This is a genomic window from Sporosarcina saromensis (assembly GCF_033253735.1).
Classification (GTDB): Bacteria; Bacillota; Bacilli; order Bacillales_A; family Planococcaceae; genus Sporosarcina; species Sporosarcina saromensis.
The window spans coordinates 178,944-196,005 of record NZ_JAUBDI010000002.1; the positions used below are offsets into that span (position 1 = coordinate 178,944).

A 17,062-nucleotide genomic window follows, 5' to 3' on the forward strand; every position below is an offset into this window, starting at 1 on the left:
GTTCCAATGATACGAGTTCATCGGGTTAGAAAGATTTACTGAAGGAATGTAAAAGGTTCAGTATCGATGGCTGATTGGATGAACGTTACGTCAAATCCTTTATCAGTGCATTCCTTTTGCATTCTCTTTGCGACACCTTCAATCATTACTTTTTCTACGTGGTGGCCTGGATCGATAATTCCTAAGTCCATTAATTCGGCATCTTGTGCGCTATGAAAATCGATATCACCCGATACGAAAACATCCGCGCCTTTCCTTTTAGCAGCTCGAATATATTTACTTCCACTGCCCCCTAATACGGCCACTTTCCTCACTTGTTTGTCTGGATCACCAACAAGCCGGATCGCTGGAACATCTAGTACACTTTTCACATAGCTCCCGAACTCTTTAAGGCTCATTGGTTCCTCCAATACACCGACCCTGCCTAAACCTAGTTGCTCCGTTCGTTGATCGAGCACGAAGAAGTCGTAGGCAGGTTCTTCGTAAGGATGTGCAGCGAGCATTGCTTGTAATACTTTGTTTCTTATTGGACCAGGAAGTATGACTTCAATTCGTTCTTCCGGGACACTTTCACTTTTACCGACTTTCCCAATGAATGGATCTGCACCGGTGATCGGTGTAAATCGACCTATACCTGTCGAACTAAAGCTGCAACCAGCATAATCTCCTAATGCGCCTGCACCGGCATTGCCTAACGCTTCCCGCAAATCATCTGCATAATCCGCTGGACAAAATACGGCTAATTTGTACAATGGATCTGATACGGTCGGCTCCATCACCTCTAACTGGCGTAATTGGAGCTTATGCGCCAACAAATCATTGACCCCACCAGGTGCAACATCCAAATTTGTATGTGCTGCATAAACAGATAGATCGTTTTTTATACATTTTTCGATTAATCGACCTTGGGGTGTGTCTGTCCAAATATGCTTTAGCGGCTGAAAAATCGGTGGATGGTGTGCAATGATAAGATTTGCTCCTTGTTCGATCGCTTCATCAACAACTGCTTCATTGACATCTAACGTTACTAATACTTTCTGAACAGTTCTGTTTAACTGTCCAATATGTAAACCAACAGGATCCCAGTCTTCTGCATACCGTTTTGGCGACCATTGCTCAAAGAGGGAAATGATTTCATGCCCATTCACTTTTTTCATCGTGACAGTACACTCCTCACCAAGTCAATTTTAGTTTCTAATTCGCGTTTTTTCATTAAAATGTTGGAGCTTTCTCCAGCTTGTTGTAATTCTTGAACGATCCGTTGCCACTCCACTAGCTCCCGTTCCCATTTTTCCAAAAAGACAGATGATCTTTTTTTCGCTAGAAATGGCCCTACAAGCATTTCTGCTTCATTATAGGAAGCCTCACCTCGTTCAAGGACAAGCACTTCATAGATTTTATGAACTTCCTTAATAATTTCCTCATCAACAAGCTTCCAGTTATTTTTTATTGCCCATTGACGAATCGCCAACGCATGAATATTCGGTTGTGCAATAATTCGGGAGACCGTTTGCAATTGGGAAGAGCCTTCCTCTAAAATCGAAGCGATTAAAGGACCACCCATGCCAGCAATCGTTACTGTGTCAACAGCGTCCGCTTCTTGAATTGCATGCAAACCATTTGCTAGACGAACGGTAATTGCATTGTCCAAACCGTTTTTCTTCACATTTTTCACAGCGGATTCATAGGGACCTTTTACAACTTCACCCGCTATTGCTTTATTGATTTTGCCGGCATTCACCAAAAAACATGGCAAATATGCGTGATCGCTTCCAATATCTGCGACAATCGCTCCCGATTCGACGAATGATGCAACGGCCATCAATCGATTTGATAACTTTTCGGAATTCAAATGATCCCCACCTTTCCAATGCTCTTATTGTAAGGCATTTAGCTGTGTAATGCCAGAAATGAAAAAGCTAGCGGGACTGAATGGAATTCCAGTCCTGCTAGCTCTTACATAGGCTTATTTAAGTGTTAGGATATACTCAGCCAATTGGTCGATTTGCTCGTCTGAGATTTTACCTCCGAACGGTGGCATTCCACCTTGACCGTTTTTAATGATGTCATGAATCTCTTCTTTGGAATCTGACAGACCGACTAGGCTAGGTCCCATACCACCAGCTAAATCGCCACCATGGCAGCCGATACATTGTCCTTGTACGAAGGTTTCAGGATCAAAATCTTCAGAAGCTGCTCCATCATTGCTTTCTTCCGTTTTTCCTTCTTCATCTGCTCCAGCGATCTCTTCTTTCTGCTCGATACCATAAAGGGACATGAAGAAAATTAGGCCCAATCCTAGTGCGAAAATTAGGATATAAGGTACAACAGGATTGTTTTTCATCGAATTACCCTCCTTTTTCAGGATTTATTCTGTAAAAGTATACAGTGCACATCTACCATTGTACTGTATAGTGAGAAAAACTGAAAGAGTTATCACTGTACATTTAATTGTTTGTGACAATTTGGACAAACTTTTTCCTTAACAACCAATTTGTCGAGCAATTACCATACGTTGCACTTCTGACGTTCCTTCACCAATCTCTAATAATTTGGCGTCACGCATATATCGTTCCACTTCATATTCCTTCATATACCCATAGCCACCATGTATTTGAATTGCTTCGTCTGCGACTTCCATTGCAATTTCGGAAGCATACAGCTTACACATCGCTGCTTCTTTCGTGAATGGTCGGCCTTGATCTTTTAACCAAGCCGCTTTATAGACCAAATTTCGAGCCAATTCGATTTTCATCGCCATATCTGCAAGTTTAAATTGCGTCACTTGGAATTCCGACAACGTCTTTCCAAATTGTTTCCGTTCCTTAGAGTAGCGGAGCGCACGTTCATAGGCAGCTTGAGCAATCCCTACAGCCATAGCGCCTATTCCAATCCTGCCGCCATCTAATGTAACGAGGAATTGTCTAAATCCATGACCCCGTGTACCTAATAAGTTCTTTTTCGGTACACGTACATTGTCTAACACTAATTCAGTTGTATTGGATGCATTCAAGCCCATTTTTTCATAGTTATCAATAACCGTGAAACCTTCTGCATCCGTCGGTACAATAATGGCACTGATTTCTTTTTTACCGTTGGTGTTGTCAGTGATCGCAGTAATTGCTAAATGTTTGGCGTAACTCGCGTTTGTAATATAGACTTTTGAGCCGTTAATGACGAAATCATCGCCATCTTCTTTAGCAGTCGTCTGTGTCCCCCCCGCATCAGACCCAGCATTCGGTTCAGTCAATCCAAAAGCTCCAAATGATTCACCTTTACAAATTGGCGCCAAGTACTCCTGTTTCTGTTCTTCCGTGCCAAACAAGTGAAGAGGCGCACCACCTAAAGATATATGCGCAGAATACGTAATGCCAGTTGAAGCACAGGCTCTACTCAATTCTTCTGTGACAATTGCGAAACTTGTTGTATCCGCACCGCCTCCCCCATATTTTTCAGGAAACGGAAGTCCCATCATCCCCATTTTAGACAACTCTTTAAAAATATCGACAGGAAAATGTTTCGTTTTATCCCGTTCGATGGCCCCCGGAGCAACTACTTCGTCTGAAAACTCCCTCATCATCTTTTTAATCATGAGCTGTTCATCTGTCAAATCGAAATTCATCGTACAGACCCCCTATTTGTTAACGCTTACATTTCTATTATACCGAAAATTGCAAGTGATTCACAATCATTCTTTCGAACGACCGGAACACTTGCCTATTTACAGTAGTTTCATAACATAAAATCCGACAATGAATGCTAATCCAACAGTGCCCGAAAGTGTAAAATAGACTAATCTAAAAAATTTTCCTGCTAGAAGCCAAAGCACACAATTTAAACTTAACAAAATGATTAACAAGACGTTTTGCCCCTCAAAAAACAATAACCAAATTTTCACCGAAACGCCTAATACCAATAAAGCGGATAATATGTATACAATTGATCGATTGATAGATTGATGTTGAAATAGCCTCTTTGCCACCATAAGCAATACAATCGTCGATAAAATGGCTACGCTTATCGTAACGAGTGGAATCGTATTTAGAAAGAACAAGCTTGCACCTATGAGACTTACAAAGAAAACAATCCCTAGCAAACTTGCCGTCTCACTCTTTTTTTCTTTCACGAGAATCGCATCATTGACATCGACTACTTGTTCTTCCCCTTGTGTATACAACGTAAGCAAAAAGTCACAATAGTGTTCAGGTAATAACTTGTTTTGTTTCCAATAATGGATTTCAGCCATGATGATCTTTTTCCGTTGAGCATTCATGTTTTCACTCGCTCCTACTCATGATAACTGCACGAATAATGAAGAAAACATCGGCATAGTCAGTATGCCGATGCCCAGTTTTACTCTAAGAAATCTTTTAGACGTTTGCTTCTTGAAGGATGTCTTAACTTACGAAGTGCTTTTGCTTCAATTTGACGAATTCGTTCACGTGTGACGCCAAACACTTTACCTACTTCTTCAAGTGTTCTTGTTCTACCGTCATCTAAACCGAAACGAAGACGTAACACATTTTCCTCACGGTCTGTCAATGTATCTAATACATCTTCAAGCTGCTCTTTTAACAATTCATATGCAGCGTGGTCCGATGGGGATTGCGCTTCGGAGTCTTCAATGAAGTCTCCTAGATGGGAATCGTCCTCTTCCCCAATTGGTGTTTCAAGTGAAACAGGTTCTTGAGCAATTTTCAAGATTTCACGGACCTTTTCAGCAGTCAAGTCCATCTCTTCTCCAATTTCTTCTGGAGAAGGTTCACGACCTAGGTCTTGTAACAATTGACGTTGAACACGAATCAGTTTATTGATGGTCTCCACCATATGCACAGGGATACGGATTGTACGGGCTTGGTCCGCAATCGCTCGCGTAATGGCTTGACGAATCCACCAAGTCGCATACGTACTGAATTTAAAGCCTTTCGTATGATCGAACTTTTCGACCGCCTTTATAAGTCCCATATTTCCTTCTTGAATTAAATCCAAGAAGAGCATGCCACGACCAACATATCTTTTCGCAATGCTGACGACAAGACGAAGGTTCGCTTCTGCAAGACGTTTTTTTGCGTGCTCCCCTTTATCAACAATTTCCAGTAATTCCGGATCAGGCGTTTGCATTTCTGCAAGTTTCTCTTCAGCGGCTACGCCATCTTTAATAGCAATCGCCAACTTCACTTCTTGATCACCTGTCAACAAGTCAACACGTCCGATTTCTTTCAAATACATCCGGACAGGGTCATTAATTTTCACACCTGGGGGAACACTTAAATCATTCAAATCAAATTGCTCTTCATCTTTACCTGCTTCTTCATCTTCTTTTCTTTCCATTTCGATGCCGGCTGCTTCAAGTTGATCCAAAAATTCCTCAAAATGATCCGGTTCCATTTCAAATACGGAAAGCTTTTCCGCCACTTCGTCCTGTGATAATTCTCCCGCTTTTTTACCCGCTTCCAATAAACTTGCTTTCACTTCTTCTAATGTCATCTCGTTCTCCATCTCTCCAGCTTGCTCATTTTTAGTCATAATACCCGTTCCTCCTTAATTCACCGGAATACGGCTTACATCGCCGATAATGATTTCCGGAGCTGTATGATTTCCCTGGCCAGCTCCAGTGCCCGGGTATAATCGTTCATCTTTTCCGCTTCTTTTGATTCATGCATCATCTGATTGATTTGCTTGATAATTCGATGTCTCTCAAGATGATGAATGCAGTCATGGATTTCCTGTTCGGCATATTCAGGATCTCTCTCCAGCATCGCCGCTTCCATGACAGTTTTACGGAGTCCTCGATCTTCCAAGGATTCTGCAAATCTGTGGAAGTCTGGTGTCCCATGTTGTTCATAAAAACCTGCCAACTTGACGAAAATAGCCGTATAGTCATCACCGTCAAATACTTGTGAATGGGATTCACGTATCCTGTCAAACAACTGGCCATCATTCAACAAGTGACATAAGAGTAACCGCTCTGCCCTTTCGATACTGGACAGGTTTCGGTTTGGCATCTTCGGTAAGGAAGGCGATGCTTGTCCAGTAAACACTTCAGCTTTTTCCTGTTTTGCAAACTCGCCAACCTTTTTAATGAATTGCTCTTGAAGTGCCTGTGCAGAAACACCCGTCTCCGTAGACAATTGACGGAGCATAAGATCTCGTTCAATCGGGGAAACTTTCTGGGCAAGCTCTTCTAGCACTTCATGAATATATTGGAGCACATCGTTTTCATGTGTTAAGTTTTTTGACCTTTTGTAAAAAGCCAGAATAAACGACATATACGTATGTGGGTTGCCGATCACTTTCTCAACGAATGATTCCCCACCATACGTGGAAATGTATTCGTCGGGATCTAACTTTGAAGGAAGTAACGCAATTTGTGCGTCTAGTCCTTTTTGAGCAGTAAGATTAGCAAACCGCTTAGCCGCTTCCCAACCTGCGTTGTCACCATCACAACAGATAATCAACTGGTTCGCAATTCTTTTTAATTTCGTAATATGTGTGTCAGACAAGGATGTACCCATAACTGCCACACTATTCATAATTCCAGCTCTTTCTGCTGCAATTGTGTCCATAAAACCTTCGAACAATATTACTTTACCCGTTTTACGAACATTAAGACGTGCGTTATGAAAATTATAAAGCAATCGGCTCTTTTCAAATATAGGTGTTTCTGGACTATTTAAATACTTCGCTTCGTCTTTGGACGTTGATAACGTCCTACCTGAAAAACCGACTACATTGCCATTATCGTCATGCAGCGGAAACATAATACGTCCTCGAAACCTGTCAAAGTAGCCTGTACCATCATTTTTCATGATGCAAAGACCGGCACGCTCCATCTCCTTCATATCATATTTCTTACGTTGGAGAAGTTGACTTAACACTTCCCGATCGTCAAGCGACCACCCTATACCATACTTTTCGATATGCTCACGCGAAAATCCTCTTTGTTCCAAATATTGTAATGCTTTTTCACCCTCCACTGTATTCAGTAATAAATGACTATAAAAATTAGCCGCAAGTTCATGCGCTTCCCTCATCTGTTGGAACTCACCAGACTTCGAATGGCTTGCACTTTCTGTTAGAGAGATATCCAATTCGATACCAGCGCGTCCTGCCAATTTTGAGACCGCCTCTGTAAATGGGCTATTATCAATATCCATGACAAATGTAATAGCGTTACCACTTGCTCCACAACCGAAGCAATGAAACAATTGCTTATCCTCTGACACAGAAAACGATGGCGTACTTTCACCGTGGAATGGGCATAATCCAAACCAATTTCTCCCTCGCTTTGTCAATTGGACGTACTCTCCGATCAAATCGACAATATCCGTTTTCGACCTGACTGCCTCAATTGTCTCTTCTGGAATTTTAGTCATTCTATCACCATTTTCTTCTCACATACTTGAATTCTAGATAGTTTTCATAAATCCTGCTTATTCGACAAAAAAATTTCGTGACATTATAAAAAAACCGTGTATGTAATCTAGAAGATTATAGAACGGCGACAATTCACTATTGTACACAATCTAAATAGAAGAACCAACCCTTTTTTATCGGACGGTCCTTCTCCTTATTAATTCATAGGAAACGACTAGCTAATTTGGTGAGGATGACATTCGCTGTTTCTTCAACTGCTCGATTTGAAACATCAATCACTTGGCAGCCAATTTTAGAAACAACAGTTTCAAAATGCCGCAATTCCTCTTGAATCCGCTCGATTTGTGCATAATTCGCATCATCTTTCAAACCAAGAGCTAGTAATCTCTCTTTGCGGATGGAATTTAATACACCTGGTGAGATGACTAAACCGAAACATTTAGCTGAATCAATTTGATACAGCTCTTCTGGCGGCTCCACTTCTGGAACAAGGGGAACATTTGCAACTTTAAATCCTCTGTGAGCCAAATATTGAGATAACGGTGTCTTCGACGTTCTCGATACACCGACTAAAACAATATCCGCTTTTAGGACGCCACGAGGATCACGGCCATCATCATACTTGACCGCAAATTCGATTGCTTCGATTTTCTTGAAATAATCTTCATCCAGTTGTCTAACGAGCCCCGGTTCTTCATAAGGTTTCTCGTTTACCAAGTTGCCGATTTCAAGGAGGAGAGGGCCTAGCAAATCGACACATTGCAAATCATTCGCCCGACACTCCTCTTTCAATTTTTCACGCATGCAGCTTTTCACAAGTGTATAAATGAGAATTGCATTCTGACGTTTGGCTAGAAAAGCAATCTCTCGGAGTTGCGATTCATCTTCGACATGCGAAAAACGTTTGATTGAAACTGCTTCCAGGTCATGTCTGAACTGGCTTGCTGCCGCCTTCGCTACTAAGTCGGCCGTTTCCCCTACTGAATCGGAAACGATGAACAATGTCAATTTCGTCATAGGAACACTCCTTTGTCATTTTATCAGAGGTCAACTTTATAGATCATGTTCTTCAGCAAGTGAAAGAAAAGCAGCAGTAATGTTCGTTTTCGTAATCCTTCCAACGACTTCAAGCCCATCTTCTGTCGCTGAAACGACTGGTAGCGAATCAATTTGTTGCAACATCATCTTTTTTGCAACTTGGATGAGGGAATCCTGTTTTTTGCAATACGTGATGTTCGGCATCCGTGTCATGATGACATGTACCGGTATTTTGTCTAGCTCGGTATTCCCAAGACTTGTTCGCAATAAATCTTTTCGTGATAGAACACCTGTTAAGAATGAGGATTTATCCACAACAAACAGCGTTCCTACGTCATCAAGGAACATCTGACAAATCGCATCATAAACTGTTACATTTTCGTTCACAACTACCGGAATGGATTGGAAGTCCCCAACTTTCATACCAATCATGCCATCTGCAATGGAGGGTGCCGGTTTTTTCCCTGAATAGAAGTAACCTACGCGTGGCCTGGCATCTAAATAACCCGCCATAGTGAGAATTGCTAGATCAGGTCTTATCGTCGCTCTAGCTAAACTTAATCTTTCAGCAATCTGTTCACCTGTTATAGGACCATCCACTTTCACAATTTCAAGGATTTCGGTCTGGCGCTTATTCAATTCCAAGTGAATCACCGCCTTAATCGTTCGATAATATATCCTTGAATAGTATAGCATTTTGCTATCAGATTTCCTAACCCAATGGCTTTTGCACCGGCAAAGCACTTTATCGAAAGTCACGATTATGTGAACAAATGACTAGCCGAAGTATTTCTTCTCAAAGTACTTCATATTTTTTGGACACTATTTGTATGAATTGCAGAGATTCAAGAACCATGCTACACTATGTACAGAATTCAATAGGCGATGAGAGGTCTATAAGTAATGTCTTGGTAGCGAACGGGGATAGTGAAAGCCCGTAACGACATGAAACGGCAACCTTGAGCTAGCATGCATTCAAGTGGGTTGTTATTGCAACCAATCGAGGTGGAACCGCGGGTCATTATGCACTCGTCCTCGGACTTTATGTCCGGGGATGGGTGCTTATTTTAATTGGAGGGATTAGTTATGATGACAATGGAACAAATTGTGAATGTATCGAAGCAGCGTGGATTTGTGTTTCCTGGCTCTGAAATTTACGGAGGTTTGGCGAATACTTGGGATTATGGTCCGCTAGGAATTGCCTTAAAAAACAACATAAAAAAAGCTTGGTGGCAAAAATTTGTCCAAGAGTCTCCTTACAATGAAGGACTTGACGCAGCCATTTTAATGAACCCAAAAGTTTGGGCAGCTTCCGGACATATCGGTAATTTCAACGATCCGATGATTGACTGCAAAAAATGTAAAACGCGTCATCGTGCAGATAAATTGATTGAAGATGCATTAGATGCGAAAGGCATTGAATTAGTCGTGGACGGTATGCCATTTGAGAAAATGGAAGCGTTAATCAGTGAACACGGAATTGTTTGTCCGAGTTGTGGAGCAATGGACTATACAGGTATCCGTCAATTCAATTTAATGTTCAAAACCTCTCAAGGGGTAACGGATTCATCTGCAAACGAAATTTACTTACGTCCTGAAACGGCTCAAGGGATTTTCGTCAACTTTAAAAACGTTCAACGCTCAATGCGTAAAAAAATGCCATTTGGGATTGCCCAAATCGGTAAAAGCTTCAGAAATGAAATCACACCTGGAAACTTCACTTTCCGTACACGTGAATTCGAGCAAATGGAGTTGGAATTCTTCTGCAAACCAGGAGAAGACATGAAATGGTATGAATTTTGGAGAGACTTCTCCGAGAAGTGGCTATTGGATCTTGGTTTGTCAGTTGAAAACATTCGCTTACGTGAACATAGCGATGAAGAACTTTCTCACTACTCAAAAGGGACAGTCGATATCGAATATAAATTCCCGTTTGGTTGGGGCGAGCTATGGGGCATTGCAAACCGTACAGATTTCGACTTATCGCGCCATATGGAACATTCCGGTGAAGACTTCCATTACCAAGACCCTGTAACGAATGAGAAATATGTCCCGTATTGCATCGAGCCTTCCGTTGGTGCGGACCGCGTTACACTCGCATTCCTTTGTGATGCATTTGACGAGGAAGAGCTTGAAGGCGATGACAAACGTACAGTTATGCGTTTCCACCCTGCTCTTGCGCCAATCAAAGCAGCAGTCCTACCATTATCGAAAAAGCTTGCTGAAGGGGCAGATGAAGTGTACGCAGAACTTCGTAAACACTTCCCGGTCCAATACGATGATTCACAATCAATCGGTCGCCGTTACCGTCGTCAAGATGAAATCGGTACACCATTCTGTATTACGTATGACTTCGACTCTGAAGAAGATCGACAAGTGACTGTTCGTCACCGTGATTCAATGGAGCAAGTTCGTATGCCAATCGCAGATGTAAAAGCTTATATCGAAAAACATCTTACATTCTAATAAATTGAGAAAAAGAAAAACCGAGGAAGAGGTCATTCGCCGTCTTCCTGCGGTTTTTCTTTTTGTGGTAATAATTGTGGCGTACGCTCCAACTGGTCGAGAAACGCTCTCGATTTCAAGCGAACACCCACCTGTTCATCATAAACCGTCCTTACAATTTTTCGCATGAATTGTTTCGTCGCCTTTTTTAAAGTTAACGAACCAACTTGCTGGATGGGAACCGTAAAAAATGTCCTGATCAAACGCAGTTGCGTTGGTGTAATACGCACAATATAGGGATCAATCTGGAAACAACGATGACACAAGAAACCAATCATCTGAAACGAAAAGGCGAATTCCCCTTCTGTAGCTCTACAATGTGCACATTGATGCAAAACAGGATGGATACCTGCCACCGGAAGCATCTTCCATTCAACGAAAAGCGCTATTGCTTCCGGGTCATACCCTTCATTCATTGCATGTAACGCGTCTTGTAACAGCGCAAATACATTCGGTCCTTGCCCTTTGTCTTCCGTCAATCGGTCAATCAATTCAACGACAAAGCTTGCATAAGCGGTCGCTTCAAGATCTTCGCGAATATGACGCATCGAATTGACTGGCTCACCTTGTTCCAACGTCCCCATCCCTCGTCCTGCGTGAAGCAGAAAGAAGCCATGGGTGAACGTTTGAGTAACAGCAGCTAAACGGCTTGCAGGCTTTTTCGCACCTCTCGCCATCGCGGTCATCTTCCCTGCTTCCCGTGTGTATAGTGTCACAATTTTATTTGATTCACCGTATGGCATGCTTTTTAGAATGATGCCTTCCCATTTATTCAACAAGGACATCACTCCTTTTCAAGTTGACTGCTCAATACTCATCGTCACGGAAACCGAATTCACGAAGATGACCCGGTTTGTTCCGCCAATCCTTTTGCACTTTCACCCAAAGTTCCAGAAATACTTTGGAACCAAGTAACATTTCAATATCACGACGTGCCTTCGTTCCAATTTCCTTTAACAGTGCTCCTTTTTTACCGATGACAATCCCTTTTTGGGAATCACGATCGACAATTATTGTAGCTGCCACATCGACCATGTCACGTTCTTCATCCCGAGCAATTTTTTCAATGACGACCGCAACGGAATGAGGAATCTCTTCACGTGTCAAATGAAGCACTTTTTCTCGAATCAATTCAGAGATGATGAACCGTTCAGGATGATCGGTCACTTGATCATCTGGATAGTATTTTGGCCCTTCCGGTAAATATTTTGTTAATGTTTCCATCAATCGTTCAACATTGTTACCATTTAGAGCGGATAGTGGGACGATTTCTGCAAAATCGTATTCTTTCGTATACGACGTAATCGTTGTAAGCAAATCATCCGGGTGAACTAAGTCAATTTTATTGATGACTAGAAACACTGGTGTCTCAGTATTTTGCAAGAGGTCGATGATGAACTTGTCTCCCCCACCAATCGGCTCATTGGCATTCACCATAAACATGATGACGTCCACTTCTTTTAACGTGTTACGTGCTGATTTCACCATGAAATCACCGAGCTTATGTTTCGGCTTATGAATGCCCGGTGTATCAATAAAAACCATTTGTGAATTGTCTGTAGTAACAACGCCTTGCACTTTGTTTCGAGTTGTTTGTGGTTTATCACTCATAATGGCGATTTTCTGTCCAACAACGCGATTCAAAAACGTCGATTTGCCGACATTCGGTCGACCGATAATGCTAATGAATCCTGATGTAAATTTACTGCTTTCCTTCTGCATACTGAAGATCCTCCTTGGAAAATGCCCCTGGCAATAACTGCTCTACTGTCGTCTCTTCGACGTCTCCTTTTAAGTTCGTCAAGTAGACCGGCATTGAGCCTTCGCAAAACTCTGCAATGACTTGTCGGCATGCACCACATGGCGAGACTGGACCTTCAGTGTCTCCGACGACTGCGAGTGCTTTGAATGTCGTGACGCCTTCTGATACTGCTTTAAAGAATGCTGTTCGTTCAGCACAATTTGTCATACTGTACGCTGAATTTTCGATGTTGCAACCATGATAGACGTTTCCATCTGTATCTATCAGTGCTGCGCCAACAGGGAATTTCGAATATGGGACGTATGCTTTCTTCCGTGCTATTTTTGCTTCATTCATTAAATTTTGCTTTTCCATGACTACACCTCTACCAAAGTTTTTATCCGAACCATTTGGGGATGAAAATAATCAAACCGATGACGGCACTTGCAATTGCAAACAGCAACACAGCACCTGCCGCCACGTCTTTCGCCTGTTTTGCTAAAGGATGGATATCCTTTGTCACTAAATCAACTGTTCTTTCAATAGCGGTATTCATGAGCTCCAAAGCCATCATACCACCAATCAGCAAGATGATGATCATCCATTCAGTTGTCGATAAGCCTGTAAGAGCACCAGCTAGACAGACAATGATTGCGGCTAGCAGATGAAACTGCATATTTCTTTCAAAACGAAAACCATGCAACACACCATTTATTGCATAGTAAAAAGATTTAAAAAAACGAACCATACAATTCTTACCTTTCCAGGCCAAGTGATGAAAGAATTTCTCGTTGTCTTCCAAACATTTTTTCCTCGTCCTGCTCCGTCAAGTGATCGTACCCAAGCAGATGCAAGAAGCCATGGAGTGCAAGGAATCCAATCTCTCTTCTTTCATCATGCCCATATTCACTTGCTTGTCGTTTTGCAGTCTCAATGGAAATGACGATATCTCCAAGCAACACAGGCATATCATCCGTTTGAACGATGGGGACTTCTCCTTCTGTCATTTCTTCCAAAGCAAACGAAATGACATCGGTAGGTTTGTCCTTTCCTCGATATTCGGCGTTGATGGCTTGAATTTCTTTATCATTCATGAATGTAACGGACACTTCAAGATTGCCTGTTAAGTTTTCCATTTCCGCAGCATGTTCTAACACTTGTTGCACAAGCTTCATACTATCTTCCGTTACTTTAGCCGTTTCATCTTCAAAATAGATCGCGAGCATTACAACTCCCTCTTTCCTCATTATTCAGGGTACTCGATCCGACTGTGGTAAAAGCCGTTTAACGTCTCACAAATAACGCGTTCGACCTTTCGCAATTCCTTCATCGATAATTCACACTCGTCAAATTGACCATCGTTCAACTTGCTCGTAATAATCGAATTCACCAGTTTTGCAATCTTGTCAGGTGTCGGTTCTTTAATCGTTCGGACAGCCGCTTCCACACTATCCGCAATGGAAATAATCGCAATTTCCTTCGTCTGCGGTTTAGGGCCAGGATAACGGAAGTCGTCCTCTATAACATCTTGCCCTAACTCTTTCGCCTTTACAAAAAAGAATTTTAAAAAACTTGTTCCATGGTGCTGACGTGCAATATCGATGATTTCACGCGGCATTTTATGTTTCGTTAATAGCTCCGCCCCATCAGTCGCATGGGCAATAATAATATCACGGCTTTTTTCTGGTGGCAATTCATCATGCGGATTTAAATTACCATGCTGGTTTTCTATAAAGAAATTCGGACGAACAGTTTTACCAATGTCATGATAATAGCTTCCGACACGTGCCAGTAATCCATTTGCACCAACCGATTCACAAGCCGCATCCGCTAGATTCGCAACCATGACACTATGATGGTAGGTTCCAGGCGTTTCTGTAAGGACTTTTTTAAGGAGCGGGTGATTCGGGTTCGACAATTCTATTAACCGCATATCCGATAGAATTCCAAAAAACGATTCAAAAAATGGCATAAGCCCAATCGTCAATGCACCAGACAAAATACCAGAAGCAAAAGCAGCAATTAAATAGAATGATAGTTCCGAAAGATCATACGTCGATTGTGTCATTTGTAAATAAAAAGCTACAAATAGAATATTAGAGACAGAAACGACGAGGCTCGTCCGTAAAATGTTTGATCTTCGTCCATTGTTCCCTAACAAATAAATGCTAATAACTCCACCAAAGAGGATGTATAAGGCAATTTCCATCTGCATAATTGCTGAAAAGCCTTCTAACAACATAATACCAGCAGTCGCAGCCGTTACAATCGTCATCATATATGCTAGCCGTTCATTTAATAATAGCTTTACAAGCAATGGAGCGAGTGCTGTAGGGAATAAGAAAGCGACTTGCACATCAAATTCTTTGTCAATCAAACTTAATAGTTTCATAATAATGACAAGAATAAAAAATACTGCGATAGCGATTAATAATGATTTCTTTTTTTGATAATTATCTGTTCGCCACGTTGCAAAATGCAAATAAATAATTGCCGAGACGAACAAAACATACAAAATAAGACCGATCATCGGTTTGTAGGAGGATTGATTCGTTAATAGTCCAGTCAATTCCAATTGACGGTAAATTTCAGAGTCGATGAATTGACCTTCCCTCACAATGACTTGTCCTTGGAGAATACGGGTAGGCTCAACAGCATTTTTCTCTTCTTCAATGCGTTTGTCGGTCAATTCCTTATTGATTGTTTCTGTTTCAACGACAAGCGATCTACCAAGTGTGATCATTGTTTGTAATTCAGCTGGTGGAACGGCTTCGGATGATCGAAGTTTTCTCTCCACTTCATATCTGACTGCAGAAAGATCTTCAGACCTGACAGGTTTGGACAGCTCTTCCCCGATAATCGAAACAATCTCCTGCTTCATTTTCGTTAAATCTGACACTTCAGCAGTTAATAGACTCGCAATCGCTTCGTCCGTAAGCCGTAGTCCGGGTTCCTCTTTTTCAAGCTTTTTAAATTTGTTTCGCACTTCTTCAATTTGTTCGGATCGAGATTTAACAAGCTTATCAGGATTTTCAGGATCCGGGATATTTGCTTTTTTCTCTTCAATGATGAAATCGAAGAGACTTGCTGCAATCGCTTGTCGCGTTTTGGAGACTTCCTCGTCAAACTGATAAAAAGGCGTCACTTCGTTTTCAATCCTGCGTTTTTCTTGCTCGGTTTTTACAGTATCCTCAATGGTTTTCAAGGAGCGGATTGTTTTAGGAGAAATTTTGAATTCATGGAGCTCATACGTCTCTTGTTTCACACTGTCGTACATGAATGAAAAAAGCCCAATGGCTACGAGACTAATGATAAACAGGGAAAAGTAGTTGAATTTTAATGACGTAAACAATTTTTTAGCTGTCTTAAACACAATGATAACCCCACCTATTCTCTAGAACTTCCTAACGCAGCATAAAATGATGAAAAAGCAGTCAGTTTTATGACTGCTCGTTTTCATACGCTTCAATGATTTTCGCGACAATTGGATGGCGGACTACATCACCTTGCTCTAAATACTGAAAATGGATTTCCGGTACTTTTTTCAGTATGGATTCTGAAGCGTTCAAACCTGATTCTACACCACGCGGCAAATCGATTTGCGTCTTATCACCCGTAATGACCATTTTGGAACCAAATCCTAATCGTGTCAGAAACATTTTCATTTGCGCTTTCGTTGTGTTTTGTGCTTCATCAAGAATGACGAATGCATCATCGAGCGTACGCCCTCTCATATAGGCGAGAGGCGCGATTTCGATTGTTCCCCTCTCCATGAGTCGTTCTGTATGTTCTGCTCCTAGAACGTCATGTAACGCATCATACAATGGGCGTAAATACGGGTCTACTTTCTCTTTCAAGTCACCTGGAAGAAACCCTAAGCTTTCCCCTGCTTCCACAGCTGGTCTTGTTAGAATAATTCGTTTGACTGATCCCGTTTTCATTGCTTGCACAGCAAGTACAACTGCCAAATAGGTCTTTCCTGTTCCTGCTGGCCCGATACAGAAGACTAGGTCCTTGTTTCGAATCGCATGGATATATTCACGCTGCCCGATTGTCTTAGCCCGAATTGCTTTTCCTTTAGCAGTTCTTGCAACTTCCTCATCATAGAGTTCAGCAAAGTATTCAATCGTTTCGTTTTTCACCATTTCTAACGCAGTGGAAATATCTCGCAAGTTTATATTGATTCCTTTACGGATCACTTTCAATAGTTGTTCTAATAAATATTTTCCCGATACAATTGCCTGCTCGTCACCAACTAGAGAAATTGTATCGCCTCGCGTAATAATTGAAACTTGTAACGCTTCTTCAATCAATTTCATGTTTTGATCGGAAATACCAAGAAGCATTACCGCCTCATTCGGCTCTTCAATATGAAGTTGAATTTGTTGTTCGCTCAATAGT

17 protein-coding genes are annotated in these 17,062 nt (G+C 41.7%); 1 reads left to right on the forward strand and 16 read right to left on the reverse strand.

From position 1 onward, the window contains the following. Positions 1-35 precede the first annotated feature (35 nt). The 9 genes from QT711_RS03710 to QT711_RS03750 all read right to left on the reverse strand — a co-directional run bounded on the left by QT711_RS03710 (position 36) and on the right by QT711_RS03750 (position 9,111). Entirely contained in the window at positions 36-1,157 is a 1,122-nt protein-coding gene (locus QT711_RS03710) for a Nif3-like dinuclear metal center hexameric protein (protein ID WP_317942168.1), read from the reverse strand. Next, positions 1,154-1,852, reverse strand: coding sequence for a tRNA (adenine(22)-N(1))-methyltransferase (locus tag QT711_RS03715; protein WP_317942169.1), 699 nt, complete (start codon positions 1,850-1,852; stop codon positions 1,154-1,156). Before QT711_RS03715 ends, QT711_RS03710 begins: the two co-directional genes overlap by 4 nt. A 114-nt stretch (positions 1,853-1,966) precedes the next feature. Further along, positions 1,967-2,344: a cytochrome c550 gene (cccA, locus tag QT711_RS03720; protein WP_317942170.1), complete on the reverse strand. Its 378-nt coding sequence runs from the start codon at positions 2,342-2,344 to the stop codon at positions 1,967-1,969. Positions 2,345-2,482: 138 nt separating this feature from the next. Then, positions 2,483-3,622, reverse strand: coding sequence for an acyl-CoA dehydrogenase family protein (locus QT711_RS03725; protein WP_317942171.1), 1,140 nt, complete (start codon positions 3,620-3,622; stop codon positions 2,483-2,485). Between the two features lie 99 nt (positions 3,623-3,721). Further along, positions 3,722-4,273: a hypothetical protein gene (locus tag QT711_RS03730; RefSeq protein WP_317942172.1), complete on the reverse strand. Its 552-nt coding sequence runs from the start codon at positions 4,271-4,273 to the stop codon at positions 3,722-3,724. Positions 4,274-4,353: 80 nt separating this feature from the next. Then, positions 4,354-5,526: an RNA polymerase sigma factor RpoD gene (gene rpoD / locus QT711_RS03735; RefSeq protein ID WP_371389520.1), complete on the reverse strand. Its 1,173-nt coding sequence runs from the start codon at positions 5,524-5,526 to the stop codon at positions 4,354-4,356. 35 nt (positions 5,527-5,561) lie between these two features. Further along, positions 5,562-7,376 (reverse strand): DNA primase, encoded by a 1,815-nt coding sequence (gene dnaG / locus QT711_RS03740; protein WP_317942173.1) that lies wholly within the window; start codon positions 7,374-7,376, stop codon positions 5,562-5,564. 202 nt (positions 7,377-7,578) lie between these two features. After that, a complete protein-coding gene (locus QT711_RS03745; protein ID WP_317942174.1) occupies positions 7,579-8,394 on the reverse strand; it encodes a pyruvate, water dikinase regulatory protein in 816 nt (271 codons plus the stop codon). A 36-nt stretch (positions 8,395-8,430) separates the two neighbouring features. Beyond that, the gene (locus tag QT711_RS03750; protein ID WP_317942175.1) at positions 8,431-9,111 is read right to left on the reverse strand and encodes a helix-turn-helix transcriptional regulator; all 681 of its coding nucleotides are present in this window, start codon (positions 9,109-9,111) and stop codon (positions 8,431-8,433) included. Between the two features lie 390 nt (positions 9,112-9,501). Between QT711_RS03750 and QT711_RS03755 the strand changes: the two genes are divergently transcribed. After that, positions 9,502-10,881, forward strand: a complete 1,380-nt coding sequence (locus tag QT711_RS03755; protein WP_317942176.1) for a glycine--tRNA ligase — start codon at positions 9,502-9,504, stop codon at positions 10,879-10,881. 32 nt (positions 10,882-10,913) lie between these two features. Here QT711_RS03755 and recO read toward each other — a convergent pair whose 3' ends face one another. The 7 genes from recO to QT711_RS03790 all read right to left on the reverse strand — a co-directional run bounded on the left by recO (position 10,914) and on the right by QT711_RS03790 (position 17,058). Next, a complete protein-coding gene (recO, locus tag QT711_RS03760; RefSeq protein WP_317942177.1) occupies positions 10,914-11,699 on the reverse strand; it encodes a DNA repair protein RecO in 786 nt (261 codons plus the stop codon). 28 nt (positions 11,700-11,727) lie between these two features. Further along, a complete protein-coding gene (era, locus tag QT711_RS03765) occupies positions 11,728-12,642 on the reverse strand; it encodes a GTPase Era (RefSeq protein WP_317942178.1) in 915 nt (304 codons plus the stop codon). Further along, positions 12,623-13,036 (reverse strand): cytidine deaminase, encoded by a 414-nt coding sequence (locus tag QT711_RS03770; RefSeq protein ID WP_317942179.1) that lies wholly within the window; start codon positions 13,034-13,036, stop codon positions 12,623-12,625. The genes era and QT711_RS03770 overlap by 20 nt, the downstream gene beginning before the upstream one ends. Before the next feature lie 22 nt (positions 13,037-13,058). Continuing rightward, positions 13,059-13,409 carry a diacylglycerol kinase family protein gene (locus QT711_RS03775; RefSeq protein ID WP_317942180.1) on the reverse strand — a complete coding sequence of 117 codons (351 nt, stop codon included), beginning with the start codon at positions 13,407-13,409 and terminating at the stop codon, positions 13,059-13,061. A 7-nt stretch (positions 13,410-13,416) separates the two neighbouring features. Further along, positions 13,417-13,887, reverse strand: a complete 471-nt coding sequence (gene ybeY, locus QT711_RS03780) for an rRNA maturation RNase YbeY (protein WP_371389514.1) — start codon at positions 13,885-13,887, stop codon at positions 13,417-13,419. Positions 13,888-13,907: 20 nt separating this feature from the next. Continuing rightward, positions 13,908-16,034 (reverse strand): HD family phosphohydrolase, encoded by a 2,127-nt coding sequence (locus QT711_RS03785; protein ID WP_317942182.1) that lies wholly within the window; start codon positions 16,032-16,034, stop codon positions 13,908-13,910. Between the two features lie 67 nt (positions 16,035-16,101). Further along, a complete protein-coding gene (locus QT711_RS03790; RefSeq protein WP_317942183.1) occupies positions 16,102-17,058 on the reverse strand; it encodes a PhoH family protein in 957 nt (318 codons plus the stop codon). Positions 17,059-17,062: the final 4 nt, after the last annotated feature.